Genomic DNA, 22152 nt, shown 5'->3' with positions numbered 1-22152 from the left:
GTCAGGCTCTTTCGCAAACGAAGCCTGAATCGTCGGCGTTGTGGATGTAGAAGTGGCCGACGAGGCGGCCTGCAGTGCCAAAGACAGCCCAGCCGCGGCCAGAGGCTGGGTCTTTCTCATCATGCCCCTCCCACGAGAATTCCGCGCATGCTGAGCCATCGCGGGTGCCATATCGGACATCGAGGAAGCCCTTGAGTGCGCCGAAGGCGATCTCGCCATCCGCCGAGCCTTTGAATGTCAGATGCGCTTCCTCGACGAGATCGAGGAAGTCGTTATCCCAAACATCCATCTCGACGATGCGCCAGCGGCCGGCAAAGGCCTTGGCGAAGCCGGGAACCTTGGCCATCAGCCGGTCTCCGCCATGAGCTTTGGCAGTCGCACCAGATTGTAGGCAGCGGCTGCGAAGGTGAAGGCCCATCCGACACGGTCGCGGCCGCGGAACCTCGTCTTGTGCTGGCCGGCCACGACCTTGATCCAACCGAATGCCTCTTCGATGCGCTTCCTGATGCGCTGGCTGACGGCATAGCCGCCATGCCGCGTCGTGCGCCCATCGATCGCGGAACTGCGGCCACTCGTGTTGTTCTGCGCTACATGCGGCGTCACCCTCATCGAGCGCAGCTCATTGACGAAGTCTTCTGTGTCGTAGGCCTTGTCGGCACCGAGCGTGATCGCCTGCGGTCGGTCGGCGCGAGGTTCGATCATGTGCAGTGCGGCCACCCGCTCAGCATGTCCGTCGGCCAGTGTCAGGCAGGCGTCGACCAGCAGCCCGTGGCGGTTCTCCATCAAGCCATGTCCCATAAAGCGCAGCTTGGCCTCCTTGCCTTTGCCCTTGCGATAGAGCCGGGCATCCGGATCGGTGGTCGAGGCATGTGTGTCGTTCGAGCGCTTGTGGCCATGGAAGTCCGCTTCCGCGTTTCGCCCGCCCCCTTCAGCCGGCGGCTCGCCATGGCCGCCGCTTGGGCCGTCCTTCGGTTTGACGCTCTTCATCGACGCCCAGGCCTCGATCAGCGTCCCGTCGACCGAGAAGTGATCCGTCGACAGAAGCCTCTTGACCTTGGGCTGCGCCAGCACCGCGCTCAGGAACTTTGCGGCGATGTCGCCCTCCAGCAGCCGGTCGCGGTTCTTGGAGAACACAGAATGATCCCAGGCCGCATCGTCAACGCCAATCCCGACGAACCAGCGGAACAGAAGGTCGTATTCCAGCCGCTCCATCAACAGCCGCTCCGAGCGGATCGAATAGAACGCCTGTAGCAGCATCGCTCGCAGCAGCTTTTCCGGCGGGGTCGAAGGCCGCCCCATCGGCGAATACAGCGCCGCGAAGTCCCGCTCCAACGCCGAAAGCGCCTCGTTCACAATCGCCCGAATGCGGCGCAACGGATGATCGCGCCGCACCCGAGCCTCGAGATCAACATAACTGAACAGTTCGCCAGACCGGTCGTCCCCGCCGCGCATGCCTCGTTCTCCGAATCTCTCCGGAGACACTGAATCACGGCTCACTGCCTCGCTGCGAGCCACTTTTTCAAGAGCCTGCTAAGGGTCCGTACAATCAACGGCATGCGTATGGAAGCTTTGCGGATGAGAATTGAAATTAATTGTTCCACGCCGCGGATGTCCGGTCGGGGGCCGTAAGCCGACCGACCGCTGTCGAGAGGCATTTGGCTGAAGCAGCCGTTCCTCTGGCGCCCTCTTTGCGCAGGGAGACTACCAACCCGGGAGCTTTGCGGCACCCATCGCATTGACGATTAACGACGACCTCCGCCGACGTAACGACTCGCTCTCCGAATGGTCCAGCTTTCCTGAGTTCCCACCCACATAGTCCAATATCTAGTCGTCCGAGTCCCTCAAGTGCGCAAGTGGTGCCCCAATCGGAGGTTCTTCGGGATTTCGTGGTTGTATCCAATGATATACGCGCTTAGCACTTTGCGGGTCCTTCGATATGGAAAGAATAAGCCGAATCGGGGATCGGGGGAGGTGCTGGCATGGCGAGATCGACGGTCGTCGCAAAGATTGAGCAGAAGGCTGGTCAGAAGCCGGATAGCAAGACCGTCTTGGCCGGGAGCCACTCGAAAGAGCTTTTCTTCGCCGTTGTCGGTCCAGTAGGGGCAGGTGCGTCGCAGGCGATCAAGGCACTGCAACGCGTTTGCAAGTCCGGCGGCTATGAAGTTGAGCTGATCAAGGCAAGTGACTTGATCCGAACCTGGGCACATGAGAACGGGCTCGCCTTCCCTGATGTCGGGCCCAAGACCTTGGAAGTGGTCACCGAGTTGCAGAACCTCGGTGACTCCATGCGCGAGCACGACATGGCAGAAGTCGCCAAGGCGGCGATGCGCGAAATTGCACAGCGACGTGCTGACCGCACCGGTCAGACGTACGTCAAGGGCGAGAAGGTCATTCCCGACAGCGTCAAGCGCGTCTATTTTGTCGATTCGATAAGGCACCCGGCCGAAATTCACCTGTTGCGCAGAACTTACGGCAACGCATTCGGGCTGATCGGTGTCGTTTGCGAGGAGGGCGTGCGTCGCGCACGAATCCTCGAGAAATACTTCCGCGGGCCGGAGAAGGGGCTGCCCGAAACACAGAATGCCGTCGACCGTTTCATGGATCGCGACTCGGACGACTCCAGCCGCAAGCATGGCCAGCATGTGACCGAGGCGTTCTACGAGGCGGATTTCTTTATCGACAATACCCGTGATGACCCGAACGGCACTAAGAACCTGCTCGACACCGACTTGAGCAGGTTCGTTAGCATCATCGCGCATGATCGTGTGGAGCGGCCCACCATAGAGGAGACCGCGATGCACCATGCCCACTCCGCCCGCGTGCGCAGCGCCTGTCTATCCCGGCAGGTGGGAGCGGCATTGGTCGACGCCGATGGAACCGTGGTCGCGACCGGAACGAACGAAGTGCCGGCGGCGGGAGGCGGCGTCTATGGCGAACGCTTCGCAACGTCGAGCAGAGGCATTGACGATCATCGTTGTGCTTTTCGCGCCGAGGCGTATTGCAGCAGCAATCGCGAGCAAAACGACATCATCGACAACTTGATCGAGGTCCTTCCGGAGCTGAAGCAGGTTACGGACAGGATCGGCCTGGCTGCGCGCATCCGGAAGACTCGGCTGGGCGGCCTTATCGAGTTCAGTCGTGCGGTCCATGCCGAAATGGATGCGTTGCTGTCGGCTGGGCGCGAAGGTGTTTCGACCGTCGGTACCCGCCTCTTCGTCACGACATATCCGTGCCACTATTGCGCCAGGCACATTGTCAGTGCCGGCGTGTACGAAGTTCAGTTCATCGAGCCCTACCCCAAGAGCCTGGCCACAAAGCTGCATAGCGATTCCATCGAGGTGACCCCATCCGAGTGGATACCGCCGGTCGCAAAGAGCATCAGTGCCGCGCGGTCACAGCTGCGTACCGCCTCGGAGGTCGATAAGGACGACGTTAAGCTCAACGAGCCTAAAGTGCTTTTCAGACCGTTCGTAGGAGTCGCACCGCGGATGTACGTCCGGGCATTCGAGAAGACGTGGCAACTCAAGAATAAGACAAGCGGAGAATTTGAGATGCGGGCACCAGATTGGGGTAGCGAATGGGCCACCTTGACGGTAGGCTATCCGGAACTCGAAGCAGCCTTGGCGAAATAGCGTGGCGAAACCGCAACTCACACTCGTCGAGAATACCGGAAGCTGGCATGGCCGTGTCGATGGTCGCGTTGTCGCGCAGATGCCTGAGGTTGCCACCCGTAATACTACTGTCCAGAGCTTACCACGCGCCGATCAGCTTGATCTGTTCGACGCGCCCGCTCTTCCCGATTTGCGCGTTTTCGTCGTTGCCATGGATACCGTGCATGGCCGGACGCTCCAGAAGGCCGTGCTGTCTAACAAGCCCAGGTCGGTGATCGATCTGCGATACGCGGCCCGTTTTGACCAATACGGATCCGACAGGGACACATTGTTCGCCTATTTCAAGTCGGTCGGCTCTTACTACGCCCTGGACTCGATGCCTTGGCACGACCTTTCGGTCCGCGACTTCATGACGGAGGGCGGTGTTCAGGTCCCCAGAGTTCATCATGAGTTGGTCGAGCTCAATAGAGGGGCAGTGATGTTCTTCGTTCCGAAGCCACAGCACGCCAGCATGCTCATTGCGTATCTGAACCGGATGCTCTCGGCCAAAGCCAAGACAAGCTGGCGAATCGAGCAGATCGGCTGACTTTAGAGGGAGTGTCCGCCTCGAATGGTGCCCCCCGCTTCCGAGTTCGTATCGCGCTGCCTCTTCTGCCTCATACCGGGCAGGAAAGCATCGCTCAGCGAAATCATACCGTAAAGCCAAATACGGGAAACGGCATCTACAAAAGCTTAGCTGTACCGAGTGGTACAACATTGTCAGGTAGCGTCGGCATGCGCTCGCCGGTAAGTCGGGCAAATAGCTCGGGGGCCATGCCAAGATTGGCAAGCAGACGGTGCAGGACAATTGCGTCACGGTTGGAAACCCAGCTGATGGCCGCGCGCAGCAGCTCCGGCTCCTCGACCGCAACCCGTTCGTCGTAGCGCTCCGCCTTAGCTTGCCCAGTCTTTACCAGTTGTATGTTGGCGGTGCGATATTGCGCAGCGTCGATCAGGCCCAGATCAAACGCGCGGCGGGCAATGGCTCGCACCGAAACCTTCCAACGAAGCTTCATAGTAAACAGTGCATTCCAATCGAGAGTCCGCCGACTTCGGGGAAATTCACGCGCGAAGGCGATGCGCGGGATCAGAAAGGCGCCGGCGAACCGGTGCGCTTCCCCTTCAGTGACGCTGTCGCCGGTCACGATACCTTGGTGCATAATGAGGTGAGCTGTTTCGTGTGCGAGGTCGAAGCGCAAGCGGGCACCCGCAACTTTCGCGGTTGAGCGAACGATGATAGGTCGGCGCCGAGCCATAGACAGCGCATCGATGCGGTCAGTGAGATCGTCGAAGTGGACCACCACCGCACCCGCATTCTCCACAACCCGCATCATACTGGTGATTGGACCATCGAGGCCCAAGCCCCAGTGCTGTCGAGCATTCTCGGCGATGCGCTCAATCGCGTCAGGCGAAGCGGGGCGCGCCTCCTCTGGAAAGTCGACGATCGGCATGCGCACTTGGCCCTCGATCGCATCAACCAGGGCTTCCAAAGCTGTCCCCCGGGCCACCGCCTGCGAAATCAGCGCTCGTGGGGCGCTCGCCAGCCGACGGAAGTGGCAGTCTTCTTCACGAACGGGGTTTGTCCCCGGCGTTGCAAAGAACGTAGACGTCACCGCAAGCGCGGCTGCCAAAGCATCACGCATCTCGCCGGTTGGTTCTTTGGCACCCGTTTCAAGCTGATGAACAAACTGTCGGCTAGCGGCCACGAGCCCGCCCAACTCATCAAGCGACAGCCCTGCGAGCAGTCGCGCCAGTCGGAGCTTGTCGCCGTAAAAGAAATGTGCTCGATCCGCCGGGCCTTGGCTCGGCGGACTTCCCTTCGTTATCACGCTTACGCCCCGTCGGAAGAAGAGGCAATATCGTCGCCGCGCTCGTCCTCGTCGTCCCTATGATCGCCGACAGACGGCGATGAAAGTTCAATACCCTCAGGCCGCGTGTCGTCTAGCAGCACGATCAAAGGCTCTGCCTCAGCAAGGGGCAACGGCCACACGACTTCGGGCTGGTCGTTCCGCAGTGCGACAAAGCTGGCTCCCAGCAGCGCGCCGTCTACGTCGGTCGTCACGCCAATGCGGAACAGCATTCCGGCGGTTGAGATGCCCGGCTCCAGGTCGAGCAACAGCTGCTCTAACGGAGTCGCGACCGAGATCTTTGCGGTCGGCTCAGCTGGATCACCGCGCCAGAAGCGCATCGGAACGCCGCCGATACTGAACTGGAAATGCTTGCCGGGATCAATCACTCCCAGCCACTCAAAACCCAGTGTTCCCGCAGCTCGCGCGATCTGGAAGCAGCCATAGTTGTAGGCGCAGACTCCCAAGGTCCAATTATCGTCGCCGATTGCGGGATCAAAGCGGTCGACAGCACTGCCACGACCCAGCGCGAGCAGCTGTGCAACCTTGACCAGCCGTTCTACGGTCAACTCGGGGTGAAAGTCCCAAGGCAGCATTGTCATTCCCTCTTTTTCCGAATCGGGCGTTTTTAAGATTCTGTCAACCATCTGGATTATTGTCAACCAGTGCGTGAGACGAGCCTCAATCTGCGCTTAGCAAGGTGGGAAAATACCACCCAGTCGATCGAACGGCGGGTTTTGGGCGTGGCGATCAGAATGTTGAACGCCGGACATGAGGCGCATTGCGGTCCGGCAGCCTTTCGACCGTGATCCGACGGACCGCTTTTTCTCTCGAAAGAAAGATATCGGCCGCTCGAATGGGAGCGCAAAAAGTCTGGGAATGACACTGCCCGGACGCTGAAAAGGTCTGCTTATTGGGGGAGCGATCGATGCGCTCCTAGCAAACCCAAGTCCCCACCTATCGCCGCTTCCTGCCGCCCGGCCAGGGCAGATTGCCGTCAAGCTCACGCAGGCCGTAGGTCTGTTCCTCCCATTGCTTGCGCTCGAGACGCGCGGGCGGGGCGTCGTCCTCTTCGTACCACAGTAGTGTCATGGTCTGATCCCATTGACTAACATGCAAGACGTCTTCGAAGAGGCCGCCATCGCGGTCCCAGTCTTCGAACCACTCGTCGGCCTCCGCTTCTTCAGGTCCTGACGGCTTCTCGCCCGCTCGTGCTCGTGCGCTGTAGGAACCCTCGGGTAGGAGCGCCCCGGGCCTGACCCAGCCCTTTGCCTGGCGTAGACTTGCCGAGCGGGCGCTGTAGCGAACCTTGCCGCCTTCGGAGACGACGAACGCGCAGAGATTTTTCGAGAAGGTTGCGAAACGCGAGCCGGCCGCAACAAGCGAGGCATCGAAATCATCGGCCAGCATGCCGACGGCCGCCATGCCCATTTCCGACATGTCAACCTGCGGCTTGAAGAGCTTGTATGGTAGGAGTAGCTCGGCGGCGAAAATGTCGCAGAAAATCTCGCCTTGGGGCCGCTTGCTGAGACACCAGCTTGGCTGGCTATGATCGGGGGCGATGTCTAAAACCGCGTGGGCAACCTCGTGGCAGACGGTAAACCTCTGACGCCTGTTGTTCTGATTGCAGTTCACGCAGATCTTGTATTTGCCCTTGGGCGTCTTGAACGACCAGCCATCTTCGCCGTCGTTCAAGGCTTCCTTTTTGATCGTGCCGTCGATTGCTGCCGCATAGATATCGACTGAGACCGGCTGCGCAAGCGGCCCGCATTTGCTGATAAACGCCCGTGCAGATGAAACGACTGACAACTCATCCATCATCATCTTCCGTCATCATGCGCCTGATGCGCGCGAGCGAGGTCGCGTAATCCGCGCGCGTGCCGCGATTCACGACAGTGGACAGCATCTGCAGCTCATCGGCGCTGATACTCTGGTCCTTACGGACAAATTCCAGGATATTCGGATCGACGTTCGTCTGGCGCACCAGATGGTGCAGAATGTCGCGATCGCGCTTTGAGGCTGACAGCGCCTGTGCGAGCTTGTCCAGAACGTCTTCGGATGGGGCTTCCTTCACGCCCGATTCAAGTCGATGAATGTAGGCGTGATCGACCTCGCTGCGCTGGCCGAGATCTCTCAGGCTCAGCTTTTTCTCCTCCCTCAGGCCTTTCAACCACACGCCCAGTGCTGTGTCCGGCATTCGTCCTCCTTGACAAATTTTACTTAATGCCTATTTGTTGTCTGTGTAGACAACAGGCTCTGATCTGCATGAGCTAGACCAGGGCTTTTTTCAAACCCTCCCTGTTGTCTGGCCGGACACCAAAATGCCACCGGCCAAGGCGAAACGCAAGCACCGCCAGAGGCGGGAAAGGACATAAACCATGCCGGACATCGCTGCGGCGCACATCGTGCGCATCCACATCAACCGCGTGGCGACCAAGTCGCCCAACCCAACGACGGGTGAAGCGCTCTATGCCCTGGCCGACATCAAAAAGCACGAGAAGCTCTACCGCGAGGTCGCGGGCGACGAAGAAGATGAGCCCATTCCGCGCGATGAGACGCCGATCCATCTGACGCAGGATCAGCACTTCTATAGCCAGAAGGTCTTCGACATTCTCATCAATGGGGATGACCACGAGATCGACACCAAAGAGATCACTTACGCCCGCGTGGTCGATCTCTATCTCGGGCAGGGCGGCAAGCCCTCGAACGAGTATCTTATCAAATACTCCCACGGCCCGGTCGAGAACCCGAGCGGCACGCTCGCACCCGGTCAGAAAGTGAAGGTGAAAGATGGAATGCGCTTTCGCATTGCCGGAACTGGCGAATCATAATCCCGCCCTGCGCGATCTGGACGAGACGGGATACCTGATTGACTTCGTGGGCGGGTATCTCGTTATCTACGGCCTGCCCTACCTCGACAACCAGGGCAGGCTTCAGCACGGCGATTGGGCCTGCCCACTTGGTCTGACCAGCCCGATTATCGGCCCGCCCTCCGATCACCAGGCCTGGTGGCGCGGCAGCAGACCCCATGACCAGCAGGGACGCGAGCTCAGGCTTGGCGGCGGCCCCAATCCCGTTGAGGTGACGCCCGATCTCGTGATGACCTGCTCCTTCTCTTACAAGCTGATGGATGAGCAGGGCGCGCTGCGTGCGTACCAGTCGTTCGAGGAAAAGGTGCAGACGTACATCGATACGATCACGACGCCGGCGATCAACGCTTATCCGAAGGCTACACCCCTTCGTGGCATCGCCGTCAAGGCGGCGGCGCAGGGTTCGCCACTGCGCTTTCCGGATACCATGTCCGCGCGCTATCATCTCAATGATCTCTCAGCACTCCTGCGTGGCAAGAAGGTCGCGATCGTTGGCCTTGGCGGAACCGGCTCCTTCATTCTCGATTCAGTGGCCCGTACGCATCTTGATCAGATCGCGCTGTTCGATGATGACAAGGTTCATCTCCACACGATCTTCAGATGGCCGGGCTTTATCCCCGGCGCCATCGGCAAGCTGAAGGTCGAGGCGCTAGCCACGCACTATGATCAATGGCATTCGGGCATTGTGCCGGTCGCCGAACGCATCACGGCCGACAATGTTGTTAGCCTCCGCGATTTCGATTTCGTCTTCGTCTCGGTTGATGAGGGACCTGCGCGCCTGCTTATCGTGGACTGGCTGAGTGCGAATAACATCCCCTTTGTCGATTGCGGCATGGGCCTCAATCGCTCAACCGTCGGGCTCAGCGGCTTCGTGCGCATTACGGGCACCGATCGTGAAGCCTTCGACAACAATCGGGGAACGGTGCGTCTGCCGGTCGAAAACGCGAAAGCTGACGAATATCGCAAGCAGGCGCAGATTCCTGAGCTTAATGCGCTGAATGCTAACATGGCCGTGATCCGGTTCAAGCAGCATTTCGGGCTGCTGGACCGGGAGAGTGATGCGACGTCGATAATCTTCGATACCGTGACCTTCGAAATGGACCGGGCGAGGGAGCCCAGATGAGATTTCGCTATGAAGCGGTCGAGCGCATGCCCAAGCCTTTGATGCCGGGCGTCGTCTATCACAGCGAGGAGTTCGAGATCGGGGCCCTGCTGTGCGCTTGCGGCTGTGGTCATCGTGTCTCGTTGCTGGTACCCGACAGCCACCAGGTCACTGAACAAGGCGGTATGGCGACGGTGCGCCCTTCGATTGCCGTCTGCGATGCACCCTGCAATTCGCATTACTTCATTACGGCCGGCGAGGTTGAATGGCTGCGCGCCTTCGATCCAGCCACGTCGCAAGCGGTGATGCGCAAGCAGATCGAACGCCACGCGCACGGCGACCCCGCGCGTCTGTCCTTCCTGAAGCGTGTGCTGTCTGCGCTGGGCCGTGTCTGGACCCGGTTCACTTCCTTTGGGCCGCCGCGGTAGCCCTCTTAACAGGCAGGCTGATCCCGGCCTGCCTGTTTTGTTGGTGTCAGTTGGCGACAGACAAAGCGAGCACGCCATGAGGCGCAAATGCCTCGATCTGCGGTTCCGGAAGTGGGCATGGTCGACTTCGAGGGCATCGCCAGCGATGTCTGCTTTTAAGAAGCTGTGAAGTGGACCTTTACGGCCGTCATTGGGCGCGAAGCTGACGCCACCGGCGAATTTGAACCGAATACCCCATCATCCTATGTTCATGATTTGTGCTTCGAAAGTCGCATAATTGGCAGACTGGAATGTGAGGGGTTTCACACCTTTCTCATTTCATACTTGCGTGATAGGTGCCGAACCTTGTTAGCAGATTTTGCCAACGCCTCGGCCGAAATCGTTCCGGACCGAGTTGCTGTTTCGATTGCATCGGCGATCTCGTCCAGTTGCGTGCCGATGTCGGCGAGAAGTAGGAAATCGCAACCAGCGTTAAGCGCATCAATTGCGACCGCGGCAACGCTATCGCCACGCATGGTGGCCATGGAATCTAAGTCATCGGCCATCACGACACCATCGAAGCCGAGGGTCTCCTTCAGCATCCGGACCACCGCCTTGGATCGGAGTGCAGCCTTTGCTTGATCGTAGGCCGTCACGATGGCAGGTCCGACCATAATCAGTTCCACCTCGGCAGCGATGGCAGCACGAAAGGGTGCCAGACCCGCCTCGACGTCGGAGAGGGCAAGGGGATTGATTGCAGTAGCATCGACTGCCGGATCGCCAGTTGTCGTGCTGTAGCCTGGAAAGTGCTTGCCCGTCGCTGCGACACGCCCGCTTTGAACGCCGCGGATGTAGGCTGCAGAAAGGCGCGCGATCAGTAGAGGGTCCTTCGACCATGTGCGCCTTTCCAGCCATTTGTTGGAACCGGTCAATACGTCAAGGATAGGAGACAGGAAAACATTGATCCCCATGCCGGCGGCCTGAGTCGCGATAAACATTGAAAGTTCGGAAATCTGTTCTTCCGACGCAAAGGGCAGCTCGCTTGGTGCAGGAAACTGCGGAACCAAATCATGCAGTCGGCAAATCCCCCCCATCTCCTGATCCACTGCCGCAAGTAGCATGCCCGACCTGCCCCGGGCGTCGTCGGTTATCCTCAGGAAGGACTCCGCCGTTTCTGACCCACGTCTGGTATCACTCATTTCGCGGGCTAGATATTCTTCCCGGCTTTCTCCCAGCAGAATGGAGATTCCTCCCCGATCGAGAAAGCGCTTTGCCGGATCACTGAGCATCATTCCATCGAAGGCAGGAAGAATAACCGCGTGAGCATCCTCAGCAGGCGTGAAGCTCATAATTCAGTCCCTCTCGAGTAGATTCTTGAAGACTCACCTCGACGATATAAGCGCGGGCCGAGGCAAGTCTCCTAAAGGCCCTTCCGCCTTTCTGATGACGGCGAGTACCCGCGTCTACGGTCCGTCCGTACCGTCTGGTTGGAAAAGTGAAGCCTGTAGCGCAGCAATGTCCGCTCACGTTCGCCCCCGGCATTGGGGCAAACCGTCTGATTGGACGCGTTCAGTGTTATGGGGTCCACTCGGCGTCTATGACGAATTCTTGCGACGAACAGAGCGCACCATCATCACTGGCCAGAAACAGTGCGAGCCCTGCGATATCATCGGGCTGAACGTGTACTCGAACGGACTGCAGCGCGTCGATCCGTGCTTCTCCTTGCAGAGTCAGATGTTCGCGCCTCTGTCTTTCCTTCATCACCCAACCCGGAAGAAGTGTGTTGACCCGGATATTGAAAGGACCGAGTTCTCGAGCTAGCCCCGTTGTCAGACCGTGCGCGCCAGCCTTGGCCGTCATGTATGTGGGGATGATCGACGCTGTACGCGCGCTCAACGATCCAAAGTTGATGATCGACCCGCCTCCGAGACGCTTCATCTGCGGGATGACGGCCTGTGTAGCGAAGAACATTGGCCGCAGGTTGATCGCCATCCTGTTGTCCCGTGTGTCGTTGGCGACATAGTTGATCAGAACTGAAACGTCACCGAGATCTCGCCCGACACGCTCTATCGTCATCTGGAGAGCGGCGATATTGCGGATGTCACATTCGATGAACACCGGTGGATATACGTGCTCGCTCAGCGACGTCACAAGCGCCTCAGACAAGGATTTCTTGATATCCACGAAGGCCACCCTTGCACCTTGCCAGGAAAATCCTTGGATCATCGCTGCGCCGAGGCCAGAGCAGCCTCCGGTGATAACCTTGCCCTTAAGCGAAGGGTAACAGGCTGAGTTCCGTCGAGAGTGTTTTTGCTGCATGAAAATCCGCGTCCACTTTCTGGATGATGGAGAAGCGAGGGCAGCGCCAGGCGTTCACACCGTCACTGTGATACCACCGTCCACGTAGAGCGTGTGGCCGTTGACGAATGAAGACGCGTCGCTGGCGAAAAACACTGCAGCCCCGATGAGTTCTTCAACATTGCCCCACCGACCGGCCGGTGTGCGCCGCTCGAGCCACGTGGAGAATTCGGGGTCTCGAACGAGAGCCTCGTTGAGCGGCGTCTTGAAATAGCCTGGCGCGATGGCATTGACTTGCAAACCATGCTTTGCCCAATCCGCACACATGCCTCTGGTCAGGTTTCTGACAGCCCCTTTTGTCGCCGTGTAGGGCGCGATGCCCGGACGAGCCAATTCGCTCTGAACAGAGCCGATGTTGATGATCTTTCCGCGCCCGCGGCCTATCATGCCTTTGGCCACGGCTTTGCTCACATAGAAAATGCTGGAGAGATTGGTTCGAAGGAGATCGTGCCATTTGTCTTCCGGGAAATTCTCCAATGCTGATCGGTGCTGGATGCCGGCATTGTTGATGAGAATGTCGATCGAGCCGATCGAGGTCTCAATCCGCTCGACCCCCTGACGCGCAGACAGGGCATCCGTGACGTCGAAGGCCTCCACCTCCACCGACAGACCGTCCTTGAGCAGATCCGTGGCGGCGTCCTTCAACAGCTGTTCACGGCGGCCGTTCAGGACAACACGGGCACCGCACTCCGCCAGGCCACGGGCAAGCGCCAGGCCAATGCCCTGACCCGAGCCCGTAACCAGGGCAATCTTACCATCGAGGTCGAAAAGCCGTCGCATCTGCATTTCGCCTTCGATCAAGAAGCGTAAGACACTGGCGTCGCATGCCAGCCGTCCTGCCGCTTGTCCCAAAAGGCTGTTCTCAGCCGCGCGGAAATCGGACCCGGCCGGTCGTTCCCCAGGATCCTTTTTCCCAGGCGGCTCACCGGCATGATGCCGCCGGCGGTTGTCGAGAAAAAGATTTCGTCGGCAGCTTCGAATTCGCTACGCGAGATATCCCGGACCTCACAGCGAATTCCAAATTCGTCGCAGAGTTCCAGGACTGTTCTTCGAGTGATGCCTTCGAGCGCACCGTGTTTCGGCGTGATGACCTTGCCATCGATGACGGCGAAGACATTGAAGCCCGGTCCTTCCGTCACGTTTCCATCGCGATCCAGTAAAATGCAGGTCTCGGCGCCTTGATCGTGCGCCTCGAAATTCCCGCGTGTCAGGTCGCCCCAGTGGAAATTCTTGATCGTCGGGTCGACTGATTCCGGTGCAATCCGTTGGGGCGACGCGATCATTGCGTGCACGCCGCGTTCCTGCTGCTCTGGGGTGAACACCCACACCCAAGGCATGACATGGCAAATCAAATAGCTGCGGCCGTTTATGGGATGAAGCGGCACGCCGCGCGGCGGGCGGGAGCGGACACAGTCCATCGCCACATAGGCCTCGCGCAAGCCGGTGCGCCGCACCAGTTCGGTGAGAATATTCTTGATCTCTTCGTCGCTTTCCTTCGGGTTCATCCGCAACTTCGTCATCGAGGCGCGAAAGCGTTTGACATGGTCGTCAAGCCGGAAGAATGCGCCGTAGTAGACGCCCGCGACGTCGTAGGTAACGTCGGACCGGCGGTAGCCCCATTCGGTGATACCGAGCTTGGCATCCTTGAGAGGCATGAATTCACCATCAATGTAGGCCGCGCCAGCGGACCAATCGACGTCTGTCATCGTAGTTCTCCTTGACCTGAAATCGTGCCCGTTGTCGGGCAGCCTGACAAGAAACACCCGGGGTATCGGCCGGGCTAAACGGCCACCGCCAGTTCGCTTCGGCCGGCGCGCAGGATGCGTGTTTGGACGACGTCCAATTCAAGATTGTCGTCTTCGGGATATCCCTTGACGGCGACTCCGTAGATGTCTCGTGCGCGCTGCACGCTGATCCACCCTTCGGCGAGATCGTGTAGCACCCGCGCCGGATCGCGTTCCCGGGGCGAGCCATATCCACCGCCGCCTGCGGAGTGAGAGACCATGTGCTCACCCGGCTGCAGAGTGACCCCGTAGCAGGGGGGAAGATCGACGACCGAACCATCAGCCTTGCACATTGCCGCCCTGGACACACCGCCGGAGCCACCGCCGCGGGCGCCTGCGGCAGGCGTAATGGTACCATCGGCGGTGTAGAGGACCGTCAAGGAGTTTCCGCCCCACGGGCCATACTCACTGTAGACCGACGGCGCGCCGCGAAACGTGCCTGCCCCCTCGGTGTCGCCGAGGATATGGCGATCCTGGATGATGATTGGATGATGGAGCTCGTCGACTTCAACGCTGTCGATATGGCACATCCCCGCATTGCCGGCATGGATCATGGTGAGGAAGCCGTCGGTGACCGGCGTGCCGGCGCCGCCGCTAATGCCGATGTGGACCTGATTGATGAAGGGCTCGTCATTGTTGTAGGGATCGCGCCCGGAGATGACACCCATTCCTGGAGGTTGGATTGGGCCGGTCGCGGCTTGCCCGAAGCCAGCCGAAAGCTCGGCGATCGCCCGCTGCACCGGATTGGTGACGTGGTCGGCGAGATTGGTGGTCGCCACCGAGCACGAGGCCGGATGCCTCGGTATGCCGACACAACAATTTTCGCGAACCCGAATCTCAATGCGTCGAAAGCTGCCCGCATTGGCGGTAACATGATGATCGAGTATGCCGTTGAAAATCCCGATCATCGCCGCGCTCTTGGCGGTTGCTTCCGTGAGATTGAGGCCGCAGGGCTGGCAATCGGGATTGTCGCGCAGATCGACGATGATCCTGGCCTGGGCCGTATCGACTTCAACGTCCACCTTGACGGGAATGCCGTGCGGGATGCCGGGGAAGGGGTCGTGAGCGGACTCCAGGACGACACGTCCCGAAGACAACCTCCTGATTGCCTCGATCATCTTTTGTTCGGAATAGTCGAACCAGCGGGCGGCGTAGCCCTCAAGCATGTGCCAGCCGATCTCGCGGCCAAGGTTAAGCAGTTCGCGCTCGCCGATGCGGACGGATCCAAGGCTCGCAAGGAAATCACCCCACCATTGGTCCGGGACCCGGATACGGGCCTGGCACATGCGCACGATGTCGTGGTTGGTCTCGTAGTCTTCCTGAATCTTCGTCGCCGAAAAGATCAGCGCGCCCTCTTCGTACAAATCCTTGACGTCAGCGAGATAGCTGGATGGACGGGAATTGCCGCAGTCCGCCTGATGTGCCTTGGCCAGGACGAAGAAGCGCAGGATGCCCTCATCGTCGATGACCGGGACGATCATGCAGTGGTCGGCCGCGTGCGAGTTTCCCTCATACGGGCTGTTGTGGAGGAAGCAGTCGCCGCGCTTGAGCACCGGATGGTGCTTGAGCACCGCCTGGCACATCAAATCAGGGCCGATGAGCGTGTGGTTCGGCAAGCTCTCCGCCGCCGCCAGCAGCTTGCAGTCGGCGGTCAGAACGACACACGAGAAATCATGGGCCGTGTTGAGGATCCCCGAGCGGGCGGTTCGGAAAAGAGTGTTCTGCATCTTGCGGGCGATGGTTTCCATGCGGCTGGAAATCATCGCCATCTGAACGCCGTCCGGCGCCTTCTTCAAAATTTGCTCAGACATGGGAAAGCGCCTCCTTAGAATGTCACACGCAGGCCACCGCTGGCCGTGCGTTCTGCGACTGTGCCCGGATCGACCACGACGGTCGTGAACGATGATTCGATGATGGCGGGGCCGGCAACTGGTTCGCCCGGCTGCATGGCTTCGTAGCGATGAACCGAGACGTCGCTCCAGCCGAGTTCGGAGAAGTAGACCGGTCGCCTTGCGCGACCACCGGCAAAATCGCCTTCGGGGGGGATCGTGCCGGCGGCCCGATCGGTCAGTCTGCATCTGACCTTGGCGCGCCATGTCACGAATTCGACATTGGAATTGCGATCGCTGATCTCGAAAATACGCTGGTGGGTGTCATGGAAGGCATCCGAGACCTGCTTCAAATCGCCGTCGCTCTTCACCTGATCAAGCGGGAGAGGAACGTCGATTTCCCAGATCTGATGCGGATACCGCGCCTCTACGGAATACTCGATGTGGTAGTCGAGAGCCCCGGCGCCGGGCCCTTCCGCGAACTCAAGGCATCGCTTCCTCAGCTCTGCCAGAACCTCGTTGATCTTGTCGCCCGCAAATCTGTCGCTGGTCGTAAATTGCAGTTGCGCATAGTCCGACGAAAGCTCCGACATCAAGGCCCCGGCCGCGCTCATGACCGCACCTGCTTCGGGGATGAGGACACCAGCGCATTGAAGGCGCCTGGCAACTGCGACCGCATTAAGTCCGGCGGCACCGCCGCCGCCGATCATGACGGCCGAGGTGGGATCGATACCCTGATTGACCGTGATCTCCTCGATCGCTCCGACCATCTTTTCGGTTGAAAGCCTCAACACAGCGGCAGCGGCTTCCTCAACCTTGATGCCGAGCGGTTCGGCGACTTTCAGACGCAATTGCCGGGTCGCGCCCTCCCGGTCGAGGACCATGGCGCCGCCCAGGAAGAAGTCCGGGTCGATATAGCCCAGGATCAAGGCGCAGTCCGTGACGGTGGGCTCGGTTCCTCTGCGGCCGTAAGCGACCGGCCCCGGCGTCGAGCCCGCGCTCTGCGGACCGACCTGCAGAATTCCGCCATTGTCGACCCATGCGATCGAGCCACCTCCGGCGCCGATGCTCTTAATATCGACAGATGGAAAGCCGGTCATATGGCCGCGCGTGCGCTGGCCAATCCATGTTTCGCGGCTCCAGGGGATGCGCCCGTCACGCACCAGGCTGACGTCAAAGGTGGTTCCACCCGTGTCCGCGACAATCGCGATGGCGTTGCCAAAATCGCGCTCTGCGTAGTAGCGGCCGGCGACGGGCGCCATCGCCGGTCCAGAATTGATCGAGTGGATTGGAGCGCGTGCGACTGCCGAGGCATCCATGATGCCGCCACTTGAGGTAACCATCAGTGTCCGGCCGTTGAAACCGGCGTCCTGCAGCCGGTTGGTCAAGCCATCGAGATACTTGAACATCAGCGGCTTCAGCGATGCATCGATGACGGTCGCGGAAGCTCGGCGATATTCGCGCAGGGTTGGATTGAGCTGGTGCGAGAGCGTGTATGGAACGTCAGGCAGATGCTCCTTCAGCAGGTCTCCGATACGTCGCTCGTGAGCCGAGTTGACGACAGACCACAGAAGGCAAACGCCAACCGCTTCAATTTTCAGAGCCTCCAGTTTTTTGATTGTCGTGATGAAGTCGGCTTCGTTCAAATCCTCGACGATGTTGCCGCGCGCATCGACGCGCTCATTGACTTCGAACGTATATCGCCGAGGCACATAGGGCTCAGGGTAGGCGACCGTGAAGTTGAACGGTTCAATACGCCCGCCCTCGCGCATGACCAGGATATCGCGATGACCTTTGGTCGTGATGAAGGCTGTTTTCGCCGTCTTGCCGGTGATGATCGCATTGATGGCCCGGGTGGTGCCGTGCACGAACATGGCGCCGCGGCTGAGGAAATCCCCGAGGCCTAGTCGATAGTGCCTAGCTGCGAGATCCAAGGCATCGAGCACGCCGCGCACCGGGTCGTCAGGTGTCGTCGACGCTTTGAACAGCCTGATCTCGTTGCCATCTTCAACGACGAGGTCGGTGAAAGTACCACCGGTGTCGCACGCCATCCTGATATGATTTGCGCTGGGTTTGATCTCGGTGGCGTGGGTATCCATAAGGCAAGCCTCTTTCGTGCCGGCGCGGACGCATCCGGCCGGATATTCTGGGGTTGTTGGAAGAAGGGCGCTGTTTGGGACTGCTATTCCAAGTGTCGTTTGCCGACACGCGTGGCGGCATCTTCCTGTGGCGGCGCACATGTGTCTCGAATGACGAGTTCGGGCAGGAAGACCGTGTCGGAGCCGGCGTTGGCCGGCGCCGCATTCGGTTTGAGAACACGCTCGACGGCTGCGCTGGCCATCGCCTCGATAGGCTGACGTATGGTCGTCAGTGCGGGAAATGAGAGCTGGCTGATCCAGGCATCGTCCACGCCAATAATCGACATGTCCTTTGGGACGGCAATGCCGGCGGAACGGAAAGTCGCAAGCAACCCCAGCGCGACCATGTCATTGAACGCGATAATGGCTGTGGGCCTGGGCGACAGCGCCGCCACATCGGAAGCGGCATCGCGACCGACCTCGACCATCTGGGCGTCTGCGACATCAAGTGCGCTCTGGTGACGCTCGAGCACCACTGCCTGGCTGTCATCGAGCTCGTGATCTCTCATCGCTTTCTTGAAGCCGGACAACCTCATCACCCGGCTGTGGGTGATGAGGGGATCCGTGACATACGCAATCCGCCGATGACCGAGAGCAAACAGATGTTCCACGGCAATCCCGATTGCAGCCTCGTGATCGAGATTGACCGTATCGAGCCGAGCAAGCTTCAAATCGAGCCTGTTGGCGTCCACGGCCACGATCGAGAGGTCGCTCCAGGCCGAGTAATAACCCCGCCTGGTGTTCAGGGGCGCGATCGTGATGAGGTCCGCAACGCCTACGGCGGCCAGATTGTCGAGAAACTCCTTCTCGAGCTTCGGATCGCGCATGGTGTTGCACAGGTGAACCCGGTAACCCGCCTTCACTGCGGCCTGCTCGATCGAGAACACCATCTGCCCGTTGAAGGGATTAACGATGCTCGGCACGACAAGGGCGATTACACGGGCCTTACCGGTCTTTAATTGGCGCGCTGCCTGGTTCGGTCGGAAATCAAGCTCAGCAATTGCCGTCGCAATGCGCGTCCTGGTCTCCGTCCCGAGCCGGTGGAATCGATTGTTCATGTAGTTCGAGACGCTGCTCACGGATACGCTCGCCGCTTTCGCGACGTCCTGAATGGTGGCGCGGTCCGCGGCATCTGTGGGCGATCCACTTTTCGGCGGCATGTCGTTCAAATCTCCCAAGGTCCCAGAGACCCTCATTCTACAACTCCCGCAGGAGAACAAAACTTCGATGGTCGCGAGTCCAACTCCGCCGTTGTGCGGTCGAGCAAGTTGGTAAAACGGTACACTAAAAATTCTCCCTGTCAATCGATCGCCGATCTGGCGATGTCGCCTATCATGTCGTCGACATCCCGGGTTTTGGCGAGACAGTTCGACTCTGATGAAGGCAAACACGTCAAAAGGGGAGTTGACAGGTGAAAAAAAGCAGGTGTATCGTTTTACCAACTGTAGCAAGCCGAAGAGCTTCGCAGCAGGCTTAACGGCGCTGAACACGTCTCGCTTGGGGCAACGCCACGCCTGAAACTTGCACGATCGTTTTCTTGTGATGCTGCCGCTAGTCCGACGGGTACCGGGGCGAAGTCGGCAATACAAAGCTTTCCATCATCAAAAAACCGACGGAGACGGAACATGAAAAAGTTTTTGCTGGCCGCCGCATGTCTAACGTTGCTCGGCGTCCCTGCTCAGGCCGAAACAATCGGCTTCAGCATGCAGCGGTTCGACGACAATTTTCTCGCGATTCTTCGCAGTGGCCTGGAGGCGCACGCCAAAGACCTTGGGAACGTGACGTTGCTGATCGAGGATGCGCAGGGCGATATCGCCCGGCAGCAAAGCCAGATCGAAAACTTCATTGCCGCCAAGGTCGACGGCATGATCGTGATCCCGGTAGAGGCCGATGCCGGCGTCGCAATGTCCAAGACCGCCGACAAGGCCGGAATTCCCCTGGTCTTCGCCAACAATCAGCCTTCCAACGTCGATCAGCTGCCGGAGAAGCAGGCTTTCGTCGGCTCTGACCAGATCCAGGCAGGCAGCCTGGAGGCGAAAGAGGTGTGTCGCCTGCTGGGCGGCAAGGGCAAAGCCGTCATTCTGATGGGCGAACTCGGAACCCTGGTTGCGCGTGGCCGCACCGAGGCGGTGCACGAGGTCTTCAAGTCCGATGACTGCAAGGGCATCGAGATCGTCGAAGAGCAGACGGCCACCTGGTCACGCACGCAGGCGCTCGACCTGACCACAAACTGGCTGTCGGCGGGTCTCAACTTCAATGCCGTCATCGCAAACAACGACGAGATGGCGCTGGGTGCGCTTCAGGCCATCAAGGCAAGTGGCGAATCAACCGGCGACTACGTCGTTGCCGGCATCGATGCAACGCAGGACGCCTTGACAGCCATGAAGTCAGGCGACCTCAAGGTGACCGTTTTCCAGGACGCGATCAGCCAGGGAAAAGGCGCGCTCGACACGGTTCTGAAGCTGGCCCGAGGCGAGAAGACCGACAAGAAGGTCTTCACCACGCTCGAACTCGTCACCAAGGACAATATGGACAAGTACCTGAAAAGGAACTGACCGCCAGCATCGCGCGCCGGTCATTGATCGGCGCGCGGACTGTTCCGTTCGATCTGGATTTGGGACGACTTCGATGCAGACCACAGTCGCCGCTACGCCAATCCCACCTGGTCTTGAGGACAAGCGTCAGCCCTGCCTGCTGAGCGTGACCGGAATCAGCAAGTCGTTTCCGGGCGTGGTGGCTCTCGACGACGTGAGCTTTCAACTCAGGCGGGGTACCGTCCATGCGCTGATGGGCGAGAACGGCGCCGGCAAATCCACGCTGATGAAAATCCTGGCGGGGATATACCAACCCGATGCAGGAGAAATCTTCCTCGACGGCATTTCCGCCCAGTTCAAGACCCCGCTCGACGCGCTGACACAGGGTGTCGGGATGATCCATCAGGAATTGAACCTGATGCCCTCGATGACGGTCGCGGAGAACATCTGGATCGGCCGAGAGCCACGCAATCGATTTGGGATCGTCGATCATCGGCGCATGAATCGCCTATCGCGCGATCTTCTCGCGGAGCTGAAGATCAGCCTGGATCCTGAGGCGGAAGTTCGCCATCTGTCGATTGCCAGCAGGCAGATGGTGGAAATCGCCAAGGCGGTTTCCTATCGCTCGCGTGTCCTGATCATGGATGAGCCCACCTCGGCACTGACAGAGCGCGAGTCGGCCCATCTCTTCGAGATAATCGGGGATTTGAGAAAGCAGGGCATCGGCATCGTCTACATCTCGCACAAGATGCACGAGATCTTCGAAATATCGGACGAGATCTCCGTTTTTCGTGACGGCAAATATATCGGCACCCATGCGGCAGCAGCCACCAGCCGGGACGAGATCATCCACATGATGGTCGGCAGAGACATCTCGACGCTGTTTCCGAAAGAGAACGTGCCGACCGATGATGTCTTGCTTTCGGTTCGGGACCTGACTTTGCGCGGCGTCTTCTCGGGCGTCTCTTTCGATCTGCGGGCGGGCGAGATATTGGGCCTCGCCGGTCTGATTGGGTCGGGGCGGTCCAATGTTGCCGAAACCATCTTCGGGGTGACACCCGCCACCAGCGGCGAGATACGGATAAGGGGGCAACGCGTCGATCTGAGATCGCCACGCGATGCGATCGCCAACGGAATGGCCTTCCTGACAGAAGACAGAAAACAAAGCGGCTGTTTTCTCGTCCTGGACATTCTCGAGAACATGCAGATTGCCGCTCTTCAAAGCCAATTCGTCAATGCCGGTTTCGTGCACGGCAAGGCGATTGCCGCGGCATGCCGCGAGATGAGCAGGACGTTGCGCGTCAAAAGCTCAGGTATCCACACCACGGTCGAAAATCTCTCCGGCGGCAACCAGCAGAAGGTGCTGATCGGACGCTGGCTTTTGACCAGACCGGGCATCCTCATCCTCGACGAGCCGACACGCGGCATCGACGTTGCCGCCAAGGCCGAGATCCACGCTCTGGTCTCAGCGCTCGCCAGCGCGGGCGCCGGCGTCATTCTGATTTCCTCGGAGATGCCGGAGATCCTCGGAATGAGTGACCGCATCATGGTGATGCATGAAGGCAAGATCACCGGCGTTCTGGACCGCGATGAGGCGACGCAGGTCAAAATAATGGAACTCGCTTCGAAGTAG

Annotated in this window: 20 protein-coding genes; 7 read left to right on the top strand and 13 right to left on the bottom strand. The window is 59.5% G+C overall.

Annotation, left to right across the window (positions count from 1 at the left end):
- Position 1: 1 nt before the first annotated feature.
- Positions 2-346, bottom strand: coding sequence for a hypothetical protein (locus NKH67_RS21735; RefSeq protein ID WP_352502257.1), 345 nt, complete (start codon positions 344-346; stop codon positions 2-4).
- The gene (locus NKH67_RS21730) at positions 346-1452 is read right to left on the bottom strand and encodes an IS5 family transposase (RefSeq protein WP_352502258.1); all 1107 of its coding nucleotides are present in this window, start codon (positions 1450-1452) and stop codon (positions 346-348) included. Before NKH67_RS21730 ends, NKH67_RS21735 begins: the two co-directional genes overlap by 1 nt.
- Before the next feature lie 527 nt (positions 1453-1979).
- Here NKH67_RS21730 and NKH67_RS21725 point away from each other — a divergent pair.
- Positions 1980-3632, top strand: coding sequence for an anti-phage dCTP deaminase (locus NKH67_RS21725; protein ID WP_352502259.1), 1653 nt, complete (start codon positions 1980-1982; stop codon positions 3630-3632).
- A 1-nt stretch (position 3633) separates the two neighbouring features.
- Positions 3634-4197, top strand: a complete 564-nt coding sequence (locus NKH67_RS21720; RefSeq protein ID WP_352502260.1) for a hypothetical protein — start codon at positions 3634-3636, stop codon at positions 4195-4197.
- Positions 4198-4333: 136 nt separating this feature from the next.
- Here the strand turns inward: NKH67_RS21720 and NKH67_RS21715 are convergent, their stop codons facing one another.
- The 4 genes from NKH67_RS21715 to NKH67_RS21700 all read right to left on the bottom strand — a co-directional run bounded on the left by NKH67_RS21715 (position 4334) and on the right by NKH67_RS21700 (position 7694).
- Positions 4334-5479, bottom strand: coding sequence for an ImmA/IrrE family metallo-endopeptidase (locus NKH67_RS21715; RefSeq protein ID WP_352502261.1), 1146 nt, complete (start codon positions 5477-5479; stop codon positions 4334-4336).
- Positions 5480-5481: 2 nt separating this feature from the next.
- Complete coding sequence (locus NKH67_RS21710) at positions 5482-6144, bottom strand: hypothetical protein (protein ID WP_352502262.1); 663 nt, start codon at positions 6142-6144, stop codon at positions 5482-5484.
- Positions 6145-6454: 310 nt separating this feature from the next.
- Positions 6455-7321 (bottom strand): ImmA/IrrE family metallo-endopeptidase, encoded by an 867-nt coding sequence (locus NKH67_RS21705; protein ID WP_352502263.1) that lies wholly within the window; start codon positions 7319-7321, stop codon positions 6455-6457.
- On the bottom strand, positions 7308-7694 hold the full coding sequence (locus tag NKH67_RS21700; RefSeq protein ID WP_352502264.1) for a helix-turn-helix domain-containing protein: 387 nt from the start codon (positions 7692-7694) through the stop codon (positions 7308-7310). Before NKH67_RS21700 ends, NKH67_RS21705 begins: the two co-directional genes overlap by 14 nt.
- 181 nt (positions 7695-7875) lie before the next feature.
- On the opposite strand from NKH67_RS21700, the gene NKH67_RS21695 reads away from it, so the two are divergent.
- From NKH67_RS21695 to NKH67_RS21685, 3 genes are read left to right on the top strand one after another with little or no spacing between them, the layout of a single operon-like run.
- Positions 7876-8328, top strand: coding sequence for a multiubiquitin domain-containing protein (locus NKH67_RS21695; RefSeq protein ID WP_352502265.1), 453 nt, complete (start codon positions 7876-7878; stop codon positions 8326-8328).
- Positions 8306-9490 carry a ThiF family adenylyltransferase gene (locus NKH67_RS21690; protein ID WP_353031808.1) on the top strand — a complete coding sequence of 395 codons (1185 nt, stop codon included), beginning with the start codon at positions 8306-8308 and terminating at the stop codon, positions 9488-9490. Before NKH67_RS21695 ends, NKH67_RS21690 begins: the two co-directional genes overlap by 23 nt.
- Complete coding sequence (locus NKH67_RS21685) at positions 9487-9897, top strand: ubiquitination-like system serine protease family protein (protein ID WP_352502266.1); 411 nt, start codon at positions 9487-9489, stop codon at positions 9895-9897. Before NKH67_RS21690 ends, NKH67_RS21685 begins: the two co-directional genes overlap by 4 nt.
- Before the next feature lie 302 nt (positions 9898-10199).
- Here NKH67_RS21685 and NKH67_RS21680 read toward each other — a convergent pair whose 3' ends face one another.
- The 7 genes from NKH67_RS21680 to NKH67_RS21650 form a co-directional block, all read right to left on the bottom strand.
- On the bottom strand, positions 10200-11225 hold the full coding sequence (locus NKH67_RS21680) for a glycoside hydrolase family 3 N-terminal domain-containing protein (protein WP_352502267.1): 1026 nt from the start codon (positions 11223-11225) through the stop codon (positions 10200-10202).
- A gap of 226 nt (positions 11226-11451) precedes the next feature.
- Entirely contained in the window at positions 11452-12195 is a 744-nt protein-coding gene (locus tag NKH67_RS21675; RefSeq protein ID WP_353031806.1) for an SDR family NAD(P)-dependent oxidoreductase, read from the bottom strand.
- Positions 12196-12249: 54 nt separating this feature from the next.
- Positions 12250-13014 carry an SDR family oxidoreductase gene (locus tag NKH67_RS21670; protein ID WP_352502269.1) on the bottom strand — a complete coding sequence of 255 codons (765 nt, stop codon included), beginning with the start codon at positions 13012-13014 and terminating at the stop codon, positions 12250-12252.
- Between the two features lie 17 nt (positions 13015-13031).
- A complete protein-coding gene (locus NKH67_RS21665) occupies positions 13032-13940 on the bottom strand; it encodes an aminotransferase class IV (RefSeq protein ID WP_352502270.1) in 909 nt (302 codons plus the stop codon).
- A 74-nt stretch (positions 13941-14014) separates the two neighbouring features.
- The gene (locus NKH67_RS21660) at positions 14015-15829 is read right to left on the bottom strand and encodes a hydantoinase B/oxoprolinase family protein (RefSeq protein WP_352502271.1); all 1815 of its coding nucleotides are present in this window, start codon (positions 15827-15829) and stop codon (positions 14015-14017) included.
- Between the two features lie 14 nt (positions 15830-15843).
- Entirely contained in the window at positions 15844-17946 is a 2103-nt protein-coding gene (locus NKH67_RS21655; protein WP_352718720.1) for a hydantoinase/oxoprolinase family protein, read from the bottom strand.
- Between the two features lie 83 nt (positions 17947-18029).
- A complete protein-coding gene (locus NKH67_RS21650) occupies positions 18030-19145 on the bottom strand; it encodes a LacI family DNA-binding transcriptional regulator (protein WP_352502356.1) in 1116 nt (371 codons plus the stop codon).
- A gap of 465 nt (positions 19146-19610) precedes the next feature.
- On the opposite strand from NKH67_RS21650, the gene NKH67_RS21645 reads away from it, so the two are divergent.
- Together NKH67_RS21645 and NKH67_RS21640 are read left to right on the top strand one after the other, a co-directional pair.
- Positions 19611-20540: a sugar ABC transporter substrate-binding protein gene (locus tag NKH67_RS21645; RefSeq protein WP_352502273.1), complete on the top strand. Its 930-nt coding sequence runs from the start codon at positions 19611-19613 to the stop codon at positions 20538-20540.
- Positions 20541-20613: 73 nt separating this feature from the next.
- Positions 20614-22152, top strand: coding sequence for a sugar ABC transporter ATP-binding protein (locus tag NKH67_RS21640; RefSeq protein WP_352502274.1), 1539 nt, complete (start codon positions 20614-20616; stop codon positions 22150-22152).

Origin of the sequence: Mesorhizobium sp. M0968 (assembly GCF_040319065.1) — a bacterium.
GTDB lineage: Bacteria > Pseudomonadota > Alphaproteobacteria > Rhizobiales > Rhizobiaceae > Mesorhizobium.
Note: the sequence above shows the minus strand (reverse complement) of the source record. Positions and strands in the feature narration are given on the sequence as shown.

Excerpts from the sequence above, each read along its gene's own strand:
- NKH67_RS21735 (WP_352502257.1), bottom strand. The coding sequence starts at position 346 with ATGGCCAAGGTTCCCGGCTTCGCCAAGGCCTTTGCCGGCCGCTGGCGC.
- NKH67_RS21730 (WP_352502258.1), bottom strand. The coding sequence starts at position 1,452 with ATGCGCGGCGGGGACGACCGGTCTGGCGAACTGTTCAGTTATGTTGAT.
- NKH67_RS21725 (WP_352502259.1), top strand. The coding sequence starts at position 1,980 with ATGGCGAGATCGACGGTCGTCGCAAAGATTGAGCAGAAGGCTGGTCAG.
- NKH67_RS21710 (WP_352502262.1), bottom strand. The coding sequence starts at position 6,144 with ATGGTTGACAGAATCTTAAAAACGCCCGATTCGGAAAAAGAGGGAATG.
- NKH67_RS21705 (WP_352502263.1), bottom strand. The coding sequence starts at position 7,321 with ATGATGATGGATGAGTTGTCAGTCGTTTCATCTGCACGGGCGTTTATC.
- NKH67_RS21700 (WP_352502264.1), bottom strand. The coding sequence starts at position 7,694 with ATGCCGGACACAGCACTGGGCGTGTGGTTGAAAGGCCTGAGGGAGGAG.
- NKH67_RS21695 (WP_352502265.1), top strand. The coding sequence starts at position 7,876 with ATGCCGGACATCGCTGCGGCGCACATCGTGCGCATCCACATCAACCGC.
- NKH67_RS21685 (WP_352502266.1), top strand. The coding sequence starts at position 9,487 with ATGAGATTTCGCTATGAAGCGGTCGAGCGCATGCCCAAGCCTTTGATG.
- NKH67_RS21680 (WP_352502267.1), bottom strand. The coding sequence starts at position 11,225 with ATGAGCTTCACGCCTGCTGAGGATGCTCACGCGGTTATTCTTCCTGCC.
- NKH67_RS21675 (WP_353031806.1), bottom strand. The coding sequence starts at position 12,195 with ATGCAGCAAAAACACTCTCGACGGAACTCAGCCTGTTACCCTTCGCTT.
- NKH67_RS21670 (WP_352502269.1), bottom strand. The coding sequence starts at position 13,014 with ATGCGACGGCTTTTCGACCTCGATGGTAAGATTGCCCTGGTTACGGGC.
- NKH67_RS21665 (WP_352502270.1), bottom strand. The coding sequence starts at position 13,940 with ATGACAGACGTCGATTGGTCCGCTGGCGCGGCCTACATTGATGGTGAA.
- NKH67_RS21660 (WP_352502271.1), bottom strand. The coding sequence starts at position 15,829 with ATGTCTGAGCAAATTTTGAAGAAGGCGCCGGACGGCGTTCAGATGGCG.
- NKH67_RS21655 (WP_352718720.1), bottom strand. The coding sequence starts at position 17,946 with ATGGATACCCACGCCACCGAGATCAAACCCAGCGCAAATCATATCAGG.
- NKH67_RS21650 (WP_352502356.1), bottom strand. The coding sequence starts at position 19,145 with ATGCCGCCGAAAAGTGGATCGCCCACAGATGCCGCGGACCGCGCCACC.
- NKH67_RS21645 (WP_352502273.1), top strand. The coding sequence starts at position 19,611 with ATGAAAAAGTTTTTGCTGGCCGCCGCATGTCTAACGTTGCTCGGCGTC.
- NKH67_RS21640 (WP_352502274.1), top strand. The coding sequence starts at position 20,614 with ATGCAGACCACAGTCGCCGCTACGCCAATCCCACCTGGTCTTGAGGAC.